Raw genomic sequence first — 15,883 nt, 5'->3', positions numbered from 1 at the left:
GGAGCCGTCGCACCATTGGTATACCTGAACGGTAATTTGATTCATACCTTGCTGAAGCGCGGGACGGATGTCGAATTCAGCAGGAATGCGGCTTCCTTGACTGTAGCCAATATAGTGCCCGTTCACCCATACTCGAAATGCACTGTCCACACCTTCGAATCGAAGGACGACCCGCTGCTCCATCCAGCTTGGCTCAATCCAAAAAGTCCTGCGATACGTTCCAGTAGGATTATCATGGGGAACAAAGGGAGGTTCAACTGGGAACGGATAGAGGATATTCGTATATTCTGGTTTTCCGTAGCCGTGCATTTGCCAATTCGAAGGTACCGGAATCTCGTCCCAATCGGAATCATCGTACTGGGGCATCCAGCACGCTGCCGGTGCTTGCTCGGGACTCGCTGCGTAGCTGAATTTCCAGGTGCCGCTCAGCTGCTGGAAATAGGCCGATGCACCGCGCTCGTACGTCAATGCTTCGGAGGCGCTTGAACAAGGAATGAAGTAGGCACGGTCATGGAGGCGTTGTTGATGCAATACAGTAGGTGACTGTAATAATTCATTCAGTGTTAATGAATCTTGTTCATTGTGCGGATCTACCAGGTTCATTCGTTCTACTGACATTCTCATCTTCCCTTCAAATGCTATAGACTCAATATCACGATATGAATGTAAAAGGCTGTTGATTGTATATATGATAAAATGAAAAAATACGCTCAATCAATCTAACGATTTTATTTGAAATAACAATATATGAAACTCGAAACAGGTGAAGTCAATGCAGCATTTTCATTTTCCAATGATCAGCGAGCGTGAGCGGTCGTTGCCACTCGTTGTAACCACGGTAGGAAGCTGGGTAAGCCAACAGGAAATTGTACGACTGAGCGGATATCCTGATTACCAGTGGCTGCAATGCACGTCCGGCCGCGGCGAGTTCTGGTGGAAGGGGATGAGCGAGCCTATCGTTGTAGAGACTGGGCAGGGTGTTATCTTATATCCCAATATACCGCATGAATATAGGCCAATTGAGGAGCCATGGGGAATCTACTGGTTTGGATTTCAAGGAAGCTTATCGCAGGAGCTGCTGACTGCGGCTCAATTGTATCAATCGACAAGGATTACGCCATTGAACCCTGAGCTCACGCTAGAGCCAATCAAGAGGGCGATTGCTCTATTAAACCGATCCTCGTTCAATGAGGGACACGGCACAATGTTGTCAGGACTTGCCTATGAACTGATTATGGCGTGGACTCAATCTGGATGGGAGACTCTTGTTAGAGAAGGGCGGCACTTGGATAATGATCCGTTAACGCCGTTGTTGGAGTGGATTCAAGAACATGTTCATCAGGAGCTTACACTTCAGCAGATGGCCGACCAGATAGGTGTTACTCCGCAGTATGTATGCAAGCTGTTTCGAAGAACACTTGATATGCGGCCGCTTCAATATGTGATACGTCTGCGGATTCGTAAGTCGAAGCAGCTTCTACTCGCTTACCCGAGGCTGTCTGTCCAGCAGGTGGGACAGGAGGTTGGCTTCATGCACACAAGTTATTTCATTCATCGATTTAAGCAGCATGAGGGAATGACGCCTGTCCAGTTCCGTCTCCTTCATGCGGGGAAACTGATGGGTGATCATCGTGTATTTGAAGCTACAGAAGTGAATGGAACATAGATCAGGCAATACTACCAGATCTTATAGTAGGAATAATACGAATCTCCTAAAAGAGAAGCCCCTTGCTCCACCACAGTAATTGTGGGGAGTTAAGGGGCTTCATGTGCTATTGATAAGTGAACATGCTCTGTTATTCAATGATGCGCAGTATCTCTTCGACAGGCTTGCGTGGGAGCTTGGCCGGTGTTTCCAGCGGATAGCCGAGTGCAAGCACCATGTTGACCTGGCGATCCTCTGGAATGTCAAGCAGAGACTTGATTGCATCAGCAGCCAGTAGGACAGGGCCAGTCATTGGACAGGTAGCCAAGCCCTGCGCATGAGCGGCTAGCATCAGATTTTGAATGGCCAAGCAGCTGCTCTTAATGCCCTCTTCATCCCATACCGCAGTTGGCACCAATTGAATCGGATCGAAGATGCGCTCACGGAATTTCGAAGTGTAAGGCGTCGCTAAACATACAATGAGTGCTGGTGCGTCTGAGAAGGCTGTTGCATAGGGCCCGAAGGACTTGAGCAGCATTCTCGCTTCCTTGTTTAATCCTTGCTCTTCCGCTATTTGAGCCTTGGCATGCAGTGCATCCCATGTAAGCTGCTCAATTTGCTTGATCATCGAACGATTCACAACGGCGATGAACTCCCATGTTTGGGAGTTTGTGTCGCTTGGCGCGTAACGCGCACAATCTACAAGCTCTTTAATGTCGTCGACAGACACTGGACGTTCATCGTAGCGACGAACGCTGCGGCGCCCATGAATGACTTCCTTTATTGTCTCATACGTTGTTGTCATATTGGTGACCCTCCACCGAACGAATAGTATGATTGCTTTAAGACCTTGTATTAAGACCTACTACTATTATACGGTACAGTTGAAAAAATGCAATTAGCTGTGTCTGCTGGACTTTTGGATTGTCGCTGTTTCACTATGACGGGCAATGATAGCCATCATTATAAAGCCAAGGCAGGCTATAAATGAGAACCCTGCTGCAACCTCATATAGCACATCCTTGCCGAAGGATTGCATTAAGATTCCACCGAAAGTTCCGCTTATGAGCCCTGCGATGCTGGACCAGACGATCGTATACAGTGCAAGCCCTGTTGAACGATATTCGTCTGGAATGACACGGCTTATATAGCGAACGGCAACGAAATAAAAGATCCCGAATGACACGCTGTGCAGCAACTGCGTAGATACAATCCATGTTGGATCTTGCAGCACTGCAATAAGCAGAAGCCGAATGGTATAGGTTAACCCGGAGAATGCTAATAGTGGAAGTTCCTTGAATTTCTCCCCATAGGCATTCAATAAGAAAAAGATCGGGATTTCACTAAGCGCTGAGAGCATCCAAGCCCATCCAACCAAAGATTCATCTGCCCCAATCTGGGACAATGACAATCCGAGGAAGGCTTCATTCAGACGATGCCCGATGGCAAGCAGCAGCACGAACAAGAAGAACAATAGTACTTCTCGCTGCCGCAGGACAACCCACAGTCCGGACAGTTCCATCTTCTTCATCGTGGCGCGCTTATCCGTAAGGGGGAAGGCAAACCCCAGCGACAGCAAGCCAAGCAGAACAATGACCCATATGCTGTACGAAGCGCCTACCGAGCGTAATATGAATCCGAATAAGAGTGCAGATACCGCGAAACCGATCGAGCCAAAAACACGAATGCCGATAAAGCTCTTGCCCTGAGCCTGTGCAGTCATAATCGCGAAGCTGTCGTTCAATGGATATATCGGAAAGTAAAAGAAATAAAAGCAAACGAGAAGCAGAGCAACCAACCCGTACGAGGATACTTGAGCAAGTGCCACAGATAATACGATTTGTGCGACCAACAACGTGATGAGCACTTTTTTCAACGTACCGAGTTTATCGCTGGTTACGCCCCAGAATAGGTTGGAAATGATAGAGATGAGCGGTCCAATGGAATAGAGAAGCCCAATCTGGACACTTGTAAACTGCAATGATTTGTAGTAGAGCGGCAAATACGATACAACGACCGAAGAGGTCATAAAGATCATAAATGTAAAGGCGCGCAGCCAATGCGCTTCTGTGTTCCGGGGTGCCGGATACGCCATGCGTGTTCCCTCCATGAAGTAGATGAATGTGTATAAATCGGAGTTGTCAATTGAGCAAGTAAAAATGGAATACTCCCTAGTATAGCATGCTTCCTGTGGATTGGGGCGGTTTCGTCATTTACATCCTCGCAAGCGGCATGGTACATTAACAGCATTAATGATGCATCCTATTTACCGGAGGTGCGGCAGCATGGTGAATGATTGGTTCGAATTCGACGAACGGCTTGGTATTGAAGTGCCCATAGTTGAGGATTCTTGGGATGGAATGAGCTGGGACGAACAAGTGCTCATTATGGACAAGTGGGAACACACTCGCGGCAGAATTCCCGACCGTATTAAAGAGCTGGAACGTACGATTGTTTTGAAGCAGAATGCGCTGAATGAGGAGGAGCAATTTGAGGCTTCCTGCCGGCTGAATAGCGAGATCGCAGAGCTTGCTTCGCAAATTATCGATTTGAATTTGTGGTACCGGGTTCATCAGGACGTAGATGCCAAAAATCACCACTAGTGAATATCGCATGCAATCGTTTGTGCAATTAGTCACTTCGTAATATAATAGGTGTGGTTAAAATGGGTACTCAATAAGTGTGAGTAACATCATCTCGTAGAAGTTGACCTACACAGAGGACGGAGGATTTTCTTGAATCAGGTGAGGCAACGCCGTACGCGAGCTCCGAAAGAGCCGCTCGGACTCATGTACCGCGTATATAAGTATATATTGCCGGGGGTTCGTCAATCGTTGGCAAGCTGGCAGACGCGGGCTGAACGAATTCCGAACGAGGAGCTGCGCAAGCAGGCGCTCGCGAGCATCGCTAGCAAGCAATTTCATTGTGAGGGCGGTGCGGTATACGCTGCGGCTAGGTTAGATGTACGCCATATATTGATCCCGCTCATTGTTGCTTTTCAGACGATCAGTGACTATTTGGACAACCTGTGCGACCGAAGCACCTCGATGGATGCGGAGGATTTCCGCTTGCTCCATCAGGCTATGCTGGATGCGGTCCAACCGGACGAACCGCTCAAAGACTATTATGCGCTCCGTGATGATCAAGAGGACGGGGGCTATTTGCGTGATCTAGTACAGACGTGCAGAGATAGTATTGCTTCACTGCCGGCGTATGGAATCGCACAGCCGCATATTGTTCGTCTCGTCGGACTGTATACAGACCTTCAGGTGTACAAGCATATTCACCCGGATTCCCGGGAGCAGGCGCTGCTGGATTGGTGGAGTCTGCATGAATCGGCTTATACGGAGCTGGGCTGGAATGAATTCGCTGCGGCGACCGGCTCCACACTAGGTGTGTTCCAGTTATTTTTGGCTGCGGCGGACGAGAGTCTGACGCAAGCAGATGCAGACCGCATTCTAGAGGCATATTTTCCATATGTATGTGGACTGCATATTATGTTAGATTATTTAATTGACCAAGAAGAAGATCGCGCAGGCGGAGACTTGAATTTCTGCAATTATTACGACGATCAGAGCTTGGTCGTGAACCGGATTGGCCACTTTGCAGACCTTGCAACGGTGCGAGTTAGCTCACTGCCGGATGGACGATTTCATCGTATGATTATAGAAGGGCTGCTAGCTCTATATTTATCAGATCCGAAAGTAAGGGAACAGGCCGCGGTTCAACAAGTATCCAAGCGTCTCATGAAGAATAGTCCGCTTATGCGATTATTTTTCTGGTTGAACAGCCTCTGGATACGTAAACATATGTATTGAGGATTATGAGGGAGGAAACGAATCATGTCTGCTGTAAAAAAGATTGCCGTATTGACAAGCGGCGGAGACTCACAAGGTATGAACGCTGCAATCCGATCAGTAGTGCGTGCAGCTATATTTAATGGAATTGAGGTTTATGGAGTTCAGCGCGGCTATCAAGGGTTATTGAACGAAGATATTCGCCCAATGGATATTCGCAGTGTAGGTGACATCATTCAACGTGGCGGAACGATTCTGCAATCCGCTCGCTGCCAAGAGTTCAGAACTCCAGAAGGCCAGCAAAAGGGTGCAGACATTTTGCGCAAGCACGGCATCGATGGCTTGATTGTTATCGGTGGCGACGGTTCCTATCAAGGTGCGAACAAGTTGAGCAAGCTTGGCATCAAGACAATGGGTCTGCCAGGAACAATTGATAATGATATTTCCTTTACAGATTATACAATTGGCTTCGACACAGCTGTCAGCATCGTAGTTGACGCAGTAAACAAGCTTCGCGATACGATGAGCTCCCACGAGCGTTCTTCCGTCGTAGAAGTGATGGGTCGCCATTGTGGAGATATAGCGCTGTATGCAGGTCTTGCTAGTGGTGCGGAATCGATTCTTGTACCTGAGGTTGACCATAACATCGATGAAGTTGCAGGTCGTATGCGTGAGAACTTCGAATGCGGCAAGCGCCACAGCATCGTTATCGTCGCGGAAGGTGTTGGACGCGGTGAAGATGTCGCGAACGCCATCATTGAACGCTGCCCAACTGTTGAGCCGCGCGTTACGGTTCTCGGTCATATTCAGCGCGGTGGTTCTCCAACAGCGTTCGACCGTATCTTGGCAAGCCGTCTAGGCGACTTCGCAGTTCGCCAGCTGATAGAAGGCGAATCCGGCAAGGCTTGCGGTATGATTAAGGGGGAGCTGGTCGCAACCGACATCGATCTTGTTGTGAACACGAAGAAGGAATTCAATATGGAGCTGTACGAATTGGCTTCGCGTCTGTGTCAATAAGACGCTGCTGGTTCACGCAGCTTTGGATAAGCCCGGCAAAGCCGCATCATGCGGTTGGCCGGGTTTTTTTGTATATTTGCAAGATGTGCGGAGGAGGGATAAATGATTTCAATTGATGTGACATCTTGACGCATGATTCCGGTTTTATGTATGATGTGCGATAGGGAAGGGGATGGAAAAATGTACATATATCGGTTGGAAGCGTCCTCGACGCAAGGAACGTTCGTATGTGTGCTGACAGCAGATACAGAAGAACAAGCATTTCTGCAAGCAGAAGCACATTTCGAGCGGGAGATCCCGGGTGTTACTTGGGAGGGCTTGACTTTGCTAGAGAAGAAACGCTGCGTGAATGGCAGCGGATATATCATCCCCGTTCGAGATTAATAGACGTAATAGACGCTTGTCAGCCGAATGATGATGGAAGGGGAGTGCGATCATGCGCATCGTATGTATTTCTGGCAGCAATCGTAAAGAAGCAACAAGCACGAAGCTTGTTCGTTATCTAGCAGCAAGTATTCAGGAGAAAGGCCATGAGGCGCAAGTCATTGATCTCAATGAACTGCAGCTTCCTCTCTACTGCCCAGACGATGCAGAACAGCATACGAATGTGAAGCTGTTAAGAGAGTCGGTTCTCGCAGCTGATGCCATTGTGTTGGCTACACCTGAGTATCACGGGAGTATATCCGGTGTACTGAAGAACGCGCTCGATTATTTGAGCTTTGACTATTTCAACAATAAGGTCGTTTTGTCGGTCAGCTCTGCTGGTGGTGCGGTTGGTATCAGTTCATTGACGCATTTACAGACAATCGTTCGCAATGTGCACGGAATTAACTGTCCAGAATGGATTTCCATCGGCGGCGATGCAAGACAATTCACAGCAGAAGGGCAGCCTGTTCAGGAGCAAGTGATTCAACGAGTTCAGAAGACGTTGAACTATTTCTTGAATCTGTCTGCGAGCACTCGTGAGCTAGCATAAGCAATTGATGTAGTTTGAAGCACCTCAGGCATGCACAAGAATACGCTTGTGCAGGGAGGCACGTGAGGGTGTCAAAGGTATACCCCCCACGGCTTCCCGATAAGGTGTTCGTATTTGTGTGAACGCTACAATAACTCCAGCATACCCCCCCCCTCGGTTACCGATTATCTTTGCTTCTACTCCATATGTTTACAATCTAGTCTTTCATCTCAATGAGCTAATAAGCCTTTTATTTTCACATTTGTGTCAAGTTTGATTGGTCTATTACGTAGTAATAGATATACATCAGTTGGATGGCAACAAGAGGGACAAGCCCTAACAATCAGAGAAGCGGGGGATGCCTTTGATGTGATGCGAGAAACATTGGTCAAGACTTGCGCGTCAATAACATGTCAGCGTGGCAACAAATACGAATGATGAGAAGGAGACGCGTATATGAGAGTAAAGACAAGTTTCTTTTCCGTTAGCGCCATACTTTTAGTTGTAGTGTTTGTATTGATTGGTTGTTCAGGTTCACCTTCAAAGGGTGAGGGTTGGGTTAGCACTAATTTCTCGCAGCAAGAAACAGATAATTTACAAAAACAGGTGGATGAAGGCCATAAGCCTGGACTAACAGACTGGCAGCAAGTATCAAGAGAGTATCTCAATACACAAGAAGGCCTCGTTGTTAATGAAGACATTGATGTGAAGCTTATTGTAGATGAGAAAGCCAAGAAAGTTGTCCAATACACACTCAAAGACGGGAGAAGCATTCAGCTAGAGCTCATCCAACCGAGTAAAGAAGGTCCTTCTGGCATATTTGTCGTAAGCCGGTATCGTTTTGCGAGTAATGAATAAGCACGGATTACATGCCATGAAATATGGAGGCGAAGCTTATGTTAAAAAGGAATATGACCATCATGTTGCTTTTTACTCTCATTTTGTCTCTCTTTGCTTCGACGGGATCTGCTTATGGAAATGCAATTGATGAACAATCGAACCCACTGCTGGACAGCAAGGAAGTATTGAATTATTTATTTTGGACCAAGGACGACAAGCTGAAGGCGGATGTAGCCTCACTTCAGTCGGCTCTGGGATTGTCCGATCAGCAAATGACACAACTAAAGGATATGGGGCTCAAAGAACGTAATTCAGCCAGAGCACTGCAGCTGCAGGCGCAGTCGCTAACGGTGGACAGCTATAACGCGAAGGCAGACACCTTATTTCAAGTACGGAATGCTGCCTTACAGAGTCTGCTCCAAGATAAGCACATTGCCTTCGAAGAATGGGTGACGAAGTGGTGGGCAGACGAGAAAGAATATAGAAATACATGGTTGAAGACAAAATACGGTGCAAATGCTGACGTACCGCGAATCTCTGGAATTTTTGCAACTCAATATGATCCAGATATAAGCGGCTCCTATGAGGTCGCACTGCCTGATAAATATATTAAATTTGCGAATAAAGGCTGGATTAGTAATATCCCAGTCCAATTGCGAGGGACGTATGGCAATCCGAAGTATGTAGTCAATGTTTATAATCCAAATACGGTTAAGTTTGCCCTTGGTGTAGAAGTGAAGGATGTTGGCCCTTGGAATGTCGATGATAATTACTGGGATACTGCCAACGGAAGCAATCCTAGGCGATTCGGCTCTGGATTAGCATTGGGTACTCCTGCTTCAACAGCTGCCTATTATAACAATTGGAACAATGGCAAGGATGCACAGGGTCGCAAGGTGCTCAATCCTGCCGGGATCGATTTGTCGCCAGGCGTTGCTGCAACGTTAGGTCTTGCCACAAACGAAAATGCTTGGGTCGACGTAAGATATGAATATTTGCCATAAGAAACGAGAGGAAGAGTCATGATTACAAGTAACAGATAACATATACGTTGGGGAGCCATTATTCTGCCTGCAGGATTATGGCTCTTTTTGTTGTGGAGAGTGATATCGAATGTTCGTAATAAGGGAGTGAATCAACTTAACATCAGTGTGGAAACAACTTGTTTACTTAGCGATTAGAGGGTAATAGATAGAATGTTGTCATACATGGATTAAACCTAATTTTGTTATATATTATACCAAAAAAAATTTCAAGAAAAGAGTTGACTTTAGTATAAAATGGAATTATTCTGAACTTGCAAGTGGGAAACAAACCAAATTATGGAGGTGAATCAAATGGCATTTTCAGTTGAAAAAGAAGGCGAAGAAGGCGGATCCAAGACAATCAACATTTTCTGTTAAGCACTCATCCCAAACGATTACAAAATAGGCTCCAGCCTATTTTGTAATCGTTTACATTTATTTGAACCGAGGATATACTACTGAATCGCTTGCACTAATGAGCAGGACAGTTATCCATATAGCAATAACAACAACAATGCTGAGCGAGAACATATTTCTCAATTTGGTAGGTATTTTAAATAGCTGCGGAGGGATTCAATTGGTATTAAGAGGAGATATAACGATCCAGGACAGCAGCACGCTCAAGGCATCTCGTTTCAATGTTCGTGTCGCAGACGGTGAATATTTGCGTCTATATAATTCATATACCGGGAAAATAAGTAAGTTCACTGGTGGAGAGGCAGAGATTGTTGATGAGCTGTTGAAAGTCAGGGAGCTTGAGGCAGTAGAGTCACAAGATGAGATCCGCAGTGGATTAATTCAATATTTACAAAACAAAGGTTTTTTAGTTAAGAATCGAGTGAATGAATTTCAGCTGGCAACTGCGCAAAAGTACAATATGTTAGCTGAGAACCGTATGCTTCAGTTAATAATACTGCCAAATGAAGATTGCAACTTCCGTTGTACTTACTGTTATGAAGACTTTCTGAAGTCCGAAATGAAGGAATCAGTGCAGCAAGGAATATTGAACTTTTTGGAGAGAAACGTAAAAAATTATAGCCGGCTGCTCATTAGCTGGTTTGGCGGGGAGCCGCTCAAATCATTCGATGTCATAAAGCGTATGTCTGCTCCAATTAAGGAGATTTGCGCCAAATACAACGTGCAATATCACGCCAATATCACAACGAATGGCTATTTGCTTAATAGTGAGACTTTCGAGGAACTGCTAGAGATGAATGTGAGAAGCTTTCAAATCACATTGGATGGGACTGCGGAAACGCATGACAGTTATCGAGTTGGCCGATTCGGAGAGAAGACATTTGATACGATCTTCTCGAATTTATTGAAGATGAAGCAAAGCGATAAACCATTCAATGTTGTACTGCGTTCCAATATCAATCAAGAAGTGTCGACTGTGATGGATAACTATATTTCGTTAGTCAGCAGTGCATTTGTTGACGATCCCCGTTTCATGCTGCATTTCGTGCCGATACAGAATTTGAAAGGGGAACAGACAGCTGACATCCATTTATGCGATACGAAAATGCTGTTTCCGTTCTATGAGAAAGCGAAAGAAAAAGGATTTAATTTCGATTTCTACAAGCAATACTTGCGCCCAGGAGGTTCTGAATGCTATGCCTCCAGTCCATCCTCATGTGTAATCGGGTCTGACGGGATGATCTACAAATGCACAGTTGCATTCAATAATCCAATGAATCATGTAGGCGATATTCTTGAAAATGGGGATATGGTCATTGATCAAGAGAAATGGAGCTTGTGGGTTACAGGCGGAGTCAATGAGGATACATCTTGTACCAAATGCTTCTTTAGACCATCATGCCAGGGGAATGCATGCCCGCTCGAACGAATTGAGACTGGCGCAACACCATGTCCTCCAGTCAAGAAGAGTATTAAGAAGTACATTACATTAGTAAATGAGGATTATGCTTATGAGCCAAGCGTATAACAAAATCTTAATAGGGGTTACAGGTACAATTGGCGCCTTGAACGTACATAACTATATTTTCGCGCTTAAAGGCCGCTTTCAGTGTCAATTGGATATTGTGGTTACCGATAATGCCAAGCAGTTCGTGTCTACGCTTGCACTAGCCAATTTGTGCGATCATGTCTATGATGATCTATTTACGACAAATCTCAAAGCTCCGCATGTCAACGCTGTTCAGGATGCCGACATCTTCCTCATACTTCCCGCATCTGCGGACTTCTTGGCCAAGATGGCGCACGGGATGGCAGACGATCTGTTAAGCTGCTGCGTATTGAACTATACGAACCCGATATACATCGCCCCGAATATGAATAACACCATGTGGAATCAGCCGAGCGTGCAGCGGAACGTGGAAATCCTCAAGACGGATGGACATCTGTTCGTTAATGTACAGGCAGAGGGATATAAAGCTTCAAGCGGAACCTATACCGGTTCAGATGCCGCTCTTCCGCAACCGGAAGAGTTGATTCAGTTGATCTTGCATGAAGAATCCAGAATGAATGAGCCTGCCTATGAATACAACAACTAATCTCCGTAGCAACAGGAACTACATGCTGCTGCTGACCGCCGCAATTCTAGTTAGTCCTGGGTATTATATTTACATTGTTGCTGTCGAATGGCTGACAGTGACCTTATTTGACTCGCGCAGTTATTTGGGTTTGATCCTTTTCTCCTCTTCCGGTGCGAGACTGCTGTTCATGATATACGGCGGAGTAATCGCAGATCGCGTCAATCGAAAGATCATTATCCTCTCATCACAATGGATGAAGGTGCTCTCGATCGGGGTACTGCTGACGATGTACTGGCTGGATATGATCACCCCGTTATTCCTTATCATCGTCTCCTTCTTGTTCGGTGTGCTGGATGCATTTGCTGGCCCGGCCTATGACTCTGTTATTACGTCAATCATTGATAAAAAGGCTTACCAGAGAGGCAACGCGCTGCTTCGTATGGCTAATCAGTACAGTTTAATCATAGGTCCCTTAATCAGCAGCACGTTTATTATTACAATAGGCTTTTCCGGTGTCTTTCTATTCAGTCTTATTTCTATCATTATTTCAACTACTCTTATATCCTTTATTCGGATTCAATCGCATGATTCCAGCACACCAAGAAAATCAAAGTGGAGGGAATTGACTTCCTCCTTCGAATATATTCGCGCACATCGCGCATTGCCCACGTTAATGGCAATTGGATTCATCATGAATTTTTTTGTGACTGGTCCAATGGGGGTAATGCTTCCGATTTTGGCTAAGGATATTTTCAAGGGTAATGCAGTTGTGTTAGCCATATTAGAGGTCTCACTAGGAGTTGGATTTATATTGGGATCCGTTATTGTATCTCTGCGAAAGTCTTTCGCAAGACCGGGAACTGTTATTTTATGCTCGTTGTTTCTGATCGTTATTGCTTATACTTCTCTCGGATATGTGCATCATTTAGTCGTGTCTATGCTTGTATTGTTCACGATTGGAGTGTTGATTCAGGTTATGAATATCCCATTGTTCACTTACATTCATTCAAGTACTCCCCATCATATGATAGGGAAAGTAATGAGTATCTTCATATCGATTGTAACCGGATTAACACCGCTTTCTTACGCATTCGTTGCCTATTTGCTGCATGCTGGGATAGGTATCCAGCTTGTTGTACGTATTTTTGGGATATTTTTGTTAGTCATTGTATTTGGTGCCATGACGCGGCCAGCATTGCGCCAATTAAGCTATACAGATTCAGAGACAAGCGAGCAGGAACATGTGCAACAGCAGACCTTGTCCAATTAGTCAACAAGAGAGATGAAAGATTAGACCCGTCCTTGCTAGACGGGTTATTACTGTGTGATTACATGGAAATGAACGTTTTAAAGCTTGAATAGCGTTTGATTAATCCCCGTTCTGTTATGGAACGGGGTTGTTATGCTGCGAGTACCGCCAGTATACAGGAGCACAACAGCAGCGGAATCGAGAACAGATATAATATTTTGCTCGACCATTGGTTTGTTCGAATCAAGTCAGCATATTCATGCAAGGCCATTCTTTTTTTGGACTGCCCAGCCTGCGATGCCTCGCCAGAACCGTAATGAACCGCCTGTTCTTGTTCCTTCTCCTTACGATGGAGGTGATAACTCAATGATTTAAAAAAGCCGATGTTCCGCACGTAAGCAAGCAAGGCGATCAATAGGTAGATAAGACCGATAATGAAGAAGGAATTAGACAGATTTATAAGCAGGGAATTATGACCGTTTAAGATGGAATAACCAACGGCAAATAAGAGGGTTACAACAAGCAGCAGTCGTTTCATGGAGGAACTCCTTTCTCTTTAGACTCGCTCGTATCTAGATGTATTGGAGGATTCAGATGTGACGAGTGAGAAGATATTTTGATCTGATGACTAGGAAATATTCGCCATAATCCATCATTAATCCTCCTATTTCTCCATTTATTCCAGTATTCTAAGGAATATTCTGTGATTTAACTGTTGACTATGGGTATTTAGTTTGATAGATTTATAAAAAAACTGTACCATAATTTACCTCACAAGTATGCATTAGATCGTTGTCGATTCGTGGTATATACGCATATATAGCAACCGACAAGTGATGATCTTCCTCAATGAATCGGCTCTCAGTCTAGTATCAAACCTACAACAATGTGAAAGCATCCATCCAATCCAAAGGCACATTATTTCACAAGGTGTCAATTTTGTTGGCATAATCGACCCAACATTCTATTTCCTTTGTTACCCACATATTTTACATAATGAATTGAAAAAATGAGAAAATCAGGAGGGGATTGTATGAAGCTGCCAAAAAAACCGTTCTTGGTTGTTTTGGCTATCATGATGATGCTAACGTTCGCGGGTTGCTCGGGCGGGAGCGGGAATGCCGGACAAGAGAATCAGGGAAGTAAAGAGAATGAAGGTAAGGTTGCGACAGAGTCGAAAGGCACTGCAAGCGATAAGCCGAAAGTCTTGCGGATTGCAACTTTGGGTGCGGATACGTTCAACCAGCATACATCCGAAAATGCCACTAACTCGGATATGATGGAGTATATTTACGGAAATTTATTGGAGCTTATCTATGACGAAGCAATTGACAATATTAAATTTGTTGGCAATCATGCGGTTGATCTGCCAACGACAACGGATCATAAAGTATGGACGTTCAAGTTAAAAGAAGGAATGAAGTGGACAGACGGCACGCCGATTACTGCGAAAACTTATGAATACTCCTATAAAATGCTGCTCGATCCGAAGCTAGCCAATAGGAATGCTTTCGTATTGTTTAACAATATACCTGTTGTAAGCGCTAACAAGTACTTTAAGGGCGAGGCAAAATGGGAAGATGTTGGAATTAAGGCCAAAGACGATACGACGCTGGAAATCACATTGGAATCCGAAATGCCGGACATCGATATCTTAACCCTCTTTGCGGGCGGTGGATCGACATCCCCCGTTCACGAGAAATTGTACGAGGGCGGCATGAAGCCTGATCACAGCGGGACGACATATGGAACGACGCTGGAGCAGGTTCCTTCATCCGGGACGTATCGCTTGACGGAGTGGGTTCGCGACCAGCATCATACGTTTGAAAAGAACCCAGATTCGCCATTGGCGACTGTCTACAAGCCAGACCGCATCGAAACACGCGTTGTATCGGAAGTCTCGACCCGCGTTCAATTGTGGGAAAAAGGCGAAATCGATTCGGTTACGATTAGCGGCGACCAATTCGACAAATACGGCGAGGATCCGCGAGTCGTCTATACAGAAGCTGAAGGAGTATGGGGCTTCTTTGTGAACTCTACATCGGACAGCAACCCAATTTTGAAAAATAACGATTTCCGCAAAGCGCTGTACTATGGAATCGATCGCGATAAAATTACTAAGGGCATATTTAAAACGTATAAATCGGCACCATATTATGTCTCCTCGATATGTATGGTTGGGGACTATACAGAGGGCAAGCGCTATCGCGACAGCGAGGAAGCGAAGTTAGCCGTACCTCCAGGGTCGGGCTATGAGCCGGATAAAGCGAAGGAATTTTTCGAAAAGGCGTATAAAGCGAACGGGAACAAAAAAATCACGGTCGAAATCACATACTTCGATTCTCAGGAAACGATGAAGCGCACAGCCGAAGTTACGCAAGAAATATACGAGAACCTGTTCGGCAAGGATAAGCTCACCATTAAGCTCAGAGCGATGCCGCCGATGTCTGCTTACGATGCTTACAAAGAAGGTAAGTTTGATTTAGGCATTGGCTCCATGACCCAAAATGCGTTCAATCCGTGGAGCAGCATGAAGGTATGGAGGAAGGACTTCCCGAATCGCTCTAATCGCTTTGACAGCGACGCATTCGAAGCATTGCAGGAGCGGACTTCGATAGGGGATTTGCTGTTGAAACCGGAGGAGCGATTGAAGGCATTAGGGGAGATGGAGAAGATGCTGGCCGATTACGTGCCACAAATTCCGATCTTCCAAAACAATAATGCGGTGATCTATCAAGATCGAATTCATTTGGCTACAAAAGGAAAATACTTCCCAGGAGTCAAGTTTGCCATCCTGCAAGCTGACATTGTGGACTAATACCAGAACTAAGGAGACCTTGTGGTAGCACAAGGTCTCCTA

Annotated in this window: 16 protein-coding genes; 12 read left to right on the top strand and 4 right to left on the bottom strand. The window is 45.5% G+C overall.

The annotated features are described in order from the left end of the window. On the bottom strand, positions 1 to 618 hold a 618-nt coding region (locus tag ABN764_RS27350; RefSeq protein ID WP_446673695.1), incomplete at its 3' end, for a sugar-binding domain-containing protein. A gap of 154 nt (positions 619 to 772) precedes the next feature. Between ABN764_RS27350 and ABN764_RS27345 the strand changes: the two genes are divergently transcribed. Beyond that, a complete protein-coding gene (locus ABN764_RS27345) occupies positions 773 to 1,666 on the top strand; it encodes an AraC family transcriptional regulator (RefSeq protein ID WP_174810786.1) in 894 nt (297 codons plus the stop codon). 130 nt (positions 1,667 to 1,796) lie between these two features. Here ABN764_RS27345 and ABN764_RS27340 read toward each other — a convergent pair whose 3' ends face one another. Both ABN764_RS27340 and ABN764_RS27335 read right to left on the bottom strand, forming a co-directional pair. Next, positions 1,797 to 2,450, bottom strand: coding sequence for a nitroreductase family protein (locus tag ABN764_RS27340; RefSeq protein WP_021260122.1), 654 nt, complete (start codon positions 2,448 to 2,450; stop codon positions 1,797 to 1,799). A 93-nt stretch (positions 2,451 to 2,543) separates the two neighbouring features. Continuing rightward, positions 2,544 to 3,740, bottom strand: a complete 1,197-nt coding sequence (locus tag ABN764_RS27335; protein ID WP_268626278.1) for an MFS transporter — start codon at positions 3,738 to 3,740, stop codon at positions 2,544 to 2,546. A gap of 190 nt (positions 3,741 to 3,930) precedes the next feature. On the opposite strand from ABN764_RS27335, the gene ABN764_RS27330 reads away from it, so the two are divergent. From ABN764_RS27330 to ABN764_RS27285, 10 genes are all read left to right on the top strand, one after another. Further along, positions 3,931 to 4,248 (top strand): hypothetical protein, encoded by a 318-nt coding sequence (locus tag ABN764_RS27330; protein ID WP_021253244.1) that lies wholly within the window; start codon positions 3,931 to 3,933, stop codon positions 4,246 to 4,248. Between the two features lie 132 nt (positions 4,249 to 4,380). Further along, positions 4,381 to 5,463, top strand: a complete 1,083-nt coding sequence (locus tag ABN764_RS27325) for a tetraprenyl-beta-curcumene synthase family protein (RefSeq protein ID WP_021253243.1) — start codon at positions 4,381 to 4,383, stop codon at positions 5,461 to 5,463. A gap of 24 nt (positions 5,464 to 5,487) precedes the next feature. Then, complete coding sequence (gene pfkA / locus ABN764_RS27320; RefSeq protein ID WP_028533856.1) at positions 5,488 to 6,459, top strand: 6-phosphofructokinase; 972 nt, start codon at positions 5,488 to 5,490, stop codon at positions 6,457 to 6,459. Positions 6,460 to 6,639: 180 nt separating this feature from the next. After that, complete coding sequence (locus tag ABN764_RS27315) at positions 6,640 to 6,843, top strand: DUF3906 family protein (RefSeq protein WP_044354322.1); 204 nt, start codon at positions 6,640 to 6,642, stop codon at positions 6,841 to 6,843. 52 nt (positions 6,844 to 6,895) lie between these two features. Then, entirely contained in the window at positions 6,896 to 7,435 is a 540-nt protein-coding gene (locus ABN764_RS27310; protein ID WP_072729765.1) for an NADPH-dependent FMN reductase, read from the top strand. A 435-nt stretch (positions 7,436 to 7,870) separates the two neighbouring features. Further along, on the top strand, positions 7,871 to 8,272 hold the full coding sequence (locus ABN764_RS27305; RefSeq protein WP_174811536.1) for a hypothetical protein: 402 nt from the start codon (positions 7,871 to 7,873) through the stop codon (positions 8,270 to 8,272). Positions 8,273 to 8,310: 38 nt separating this feature from the next. Then, the gene (locus ABN764_RS27300; protein WP_446673694.1) at positions 8,311 to 9,258 is read left to right on the top strand and encodes a DUF8814 domain-containing protein; all 948 of its coding nucleotides are present in this window, start codon (positions 8,311 to 8,313) and stop codon (positions 9,256 to 9,258) included. Between the two features lie 598 nt (positions 9,259 to 9,856). Continuing rightward, complete coding sequence (locus ABN764_RS27295; RefSeq protein WP_446673693.1) at positions 9,857 to 11,224, top strand: radical SAM protein; 1,368 nt, start codon at positions 9,857 to 9,859, stop codon at positions 11,222 to 11,224. Next, positions 11,208 to 11,792, top strand: a complete 585-nt coding sequence (locus tag ABN764_RS27290; protein WP_268626281.1) for a flavoprotein — start codon at positions 11,208 to 11,210, stop codon at positions 11,790 to 11,792. The genes ABN764_RS27295 and ABN764_RS27290 overlap by 17 nt, the downstream gene beginning before the upstream one ends. After that, the gene (locus tag ABN764_RS27285; RefSeq protein WP_446673692.1) at positions 11,776 to 13,044 is read left to right on the top strand and encodes an MFS transporter; all 1,269 of its coding nucleotides are present in this window, start codon (positions 11,776 to 11,778) and stop codon (positions 13,042 to 13,044) included. The genes ABN764_RS27290 and ABN764_RS27285 overlap by 17 nt, the downstream gene beginning before the upstream one ends. Positions 13,045 to 13,174: 130 nt before the next feature. Here ABN764_RS27285 and ABN764_RS27280 read toward each other — a convergent pair whose 3' ends face one another. After that, entirely contained in the window at positions 13,175 to 13,561 is a 387-nt protein-coding gene (locus ABN764_RS27280; protein ID WP_446673691.1) for a DUF3899 domain-containing protein, read from the bottom strand. 495 nt (positions 13,562 to 14,056) lie between these two features. On the opposite strand from ABN764_RS27280, the gene ABN764_RS27275 reads away from it, so the two are divergent. Next, positions 14,057 to 15,841 carry a peptide ABC transporter substrate-binding protein gene (locus ABN764_RS27275; protein WP_446673690.1) on the top strand — a complete coding sequence of 595 codons (1,785 nt, stop codon included), beginning with the start codon at positions 14,057 to 14,059 and terminating at the stop codon, positions 15,839 to 15,841. The last annotated feature ends 42 nt before the right edge of the window (positions 15,842 to 15,883 follow it).

It is taken from the genome of Paenibacillus wuxiensis, assembly GCF_040195695.1.
Taxonomy (GTDB): Bacteria; Bacillota; Bacilli; order Paenibacillales; family Paenibacillaceae; genus Paenibacillus_B; species Paenibacillus_B suaedae.
This window is presented reverse-complemented; position numbering and strand designations above follow the sequence as displayed.

Excerpts from the sequence above, each read along its gene's own strand:
- ABN764_RS27275 (WP_446673690.1), top strand. The coding sequence starts at position 14,057 with ATGAAGCTGCCAAAAAAACCGTTCTTGGTTGTTTTGGCTATCATGATG.
- ABN764_RS27330 (WP_021253244.1), top strand. The coding sequence starts at position 3,931 with ATGGTGAATGATTGGTTCGAATTCGACGAACGGCTTGGTATTGAAGTG.
- ABN764_RS27310 (WP_072729765.1), top strand. The coding sequence starts at position 6,896 with ATGCGCATCGTATGTATTTCTGGCAGCAATCGTAAAGAAGCAACAAGC.
- ABN764_RS27315 (WP_044354322.1), top strand. The coding sequence starts at position 6,640 with ATGTACATATATCGGTTGGAAGCGTCCTCGACGCAAGGAACGTTCGTA.
- ABN764_RS27345 (WP_174810786.1), top strand. The coding sequence starts at position 773 with ATGCAGCATTTTCATTTTCCAATGATCAGCGAGCGTGAGCGGTCGTTG.
- pfkA (WP_028533856.1), top strand. The coding sequence starts at position 5,488 with ATGTCTGCTGTAAAAAAGATTGCCGTATTGACAAGCGGCGGAGACTCA.
- ABN764_RS27285 (WP_446673692.1), top strand. The coding sequence starts at position 11,776 with ATGAATACAACAACTAATCTCCGTAGCAACAGGAACTACATGCTGCTG.
- ABN764_RS27340 (WP_021260122.1), bottom strand. The coding sequence starts at position 2,450 with ATGACAACAACGTATGAGACAATAAAGGAAGTCATTCATGGGCGCCGC.
- ABN764_RS27280 (WP_446673691.1), bottom strand. The coding sequence starts at position 13,561 with ATGAAACGACTGCTGCTTGTTGTAACCCTCTTATTTGCCGTTGGTTAT.
- ABN764_RS27335 (WP_268626278.1), bottom strand. The coding sequence starts at position 3,740 with ATGGCGTATCCGGCACCCCGGAACACAGAAGCGCATTGGCTGCGCGCC.
- ABN764_RS27290 (WP_268626281.1), top strand. The coding sequence starts at position 11,208 with ATGAGCCAAGCGTATAACAAAATCTTAATAGGGGTTACAGGTACAATT.
- ABN764_RS27305 (WP_174811536.1), top strand. The coding sequence starts at position 7,871 with ATGAGAGTAAAGACAAGTTTCTTTTCCGTTAGCGCCATACTTTTAGTT.
- ABN764_RS27300 (WP_446673694.1), top strand. The coding sequence starts at position 8,311 with ATGTTAAAAAGGAATATGACCATCATGTTGCTTTTTACTCTCATTTTG.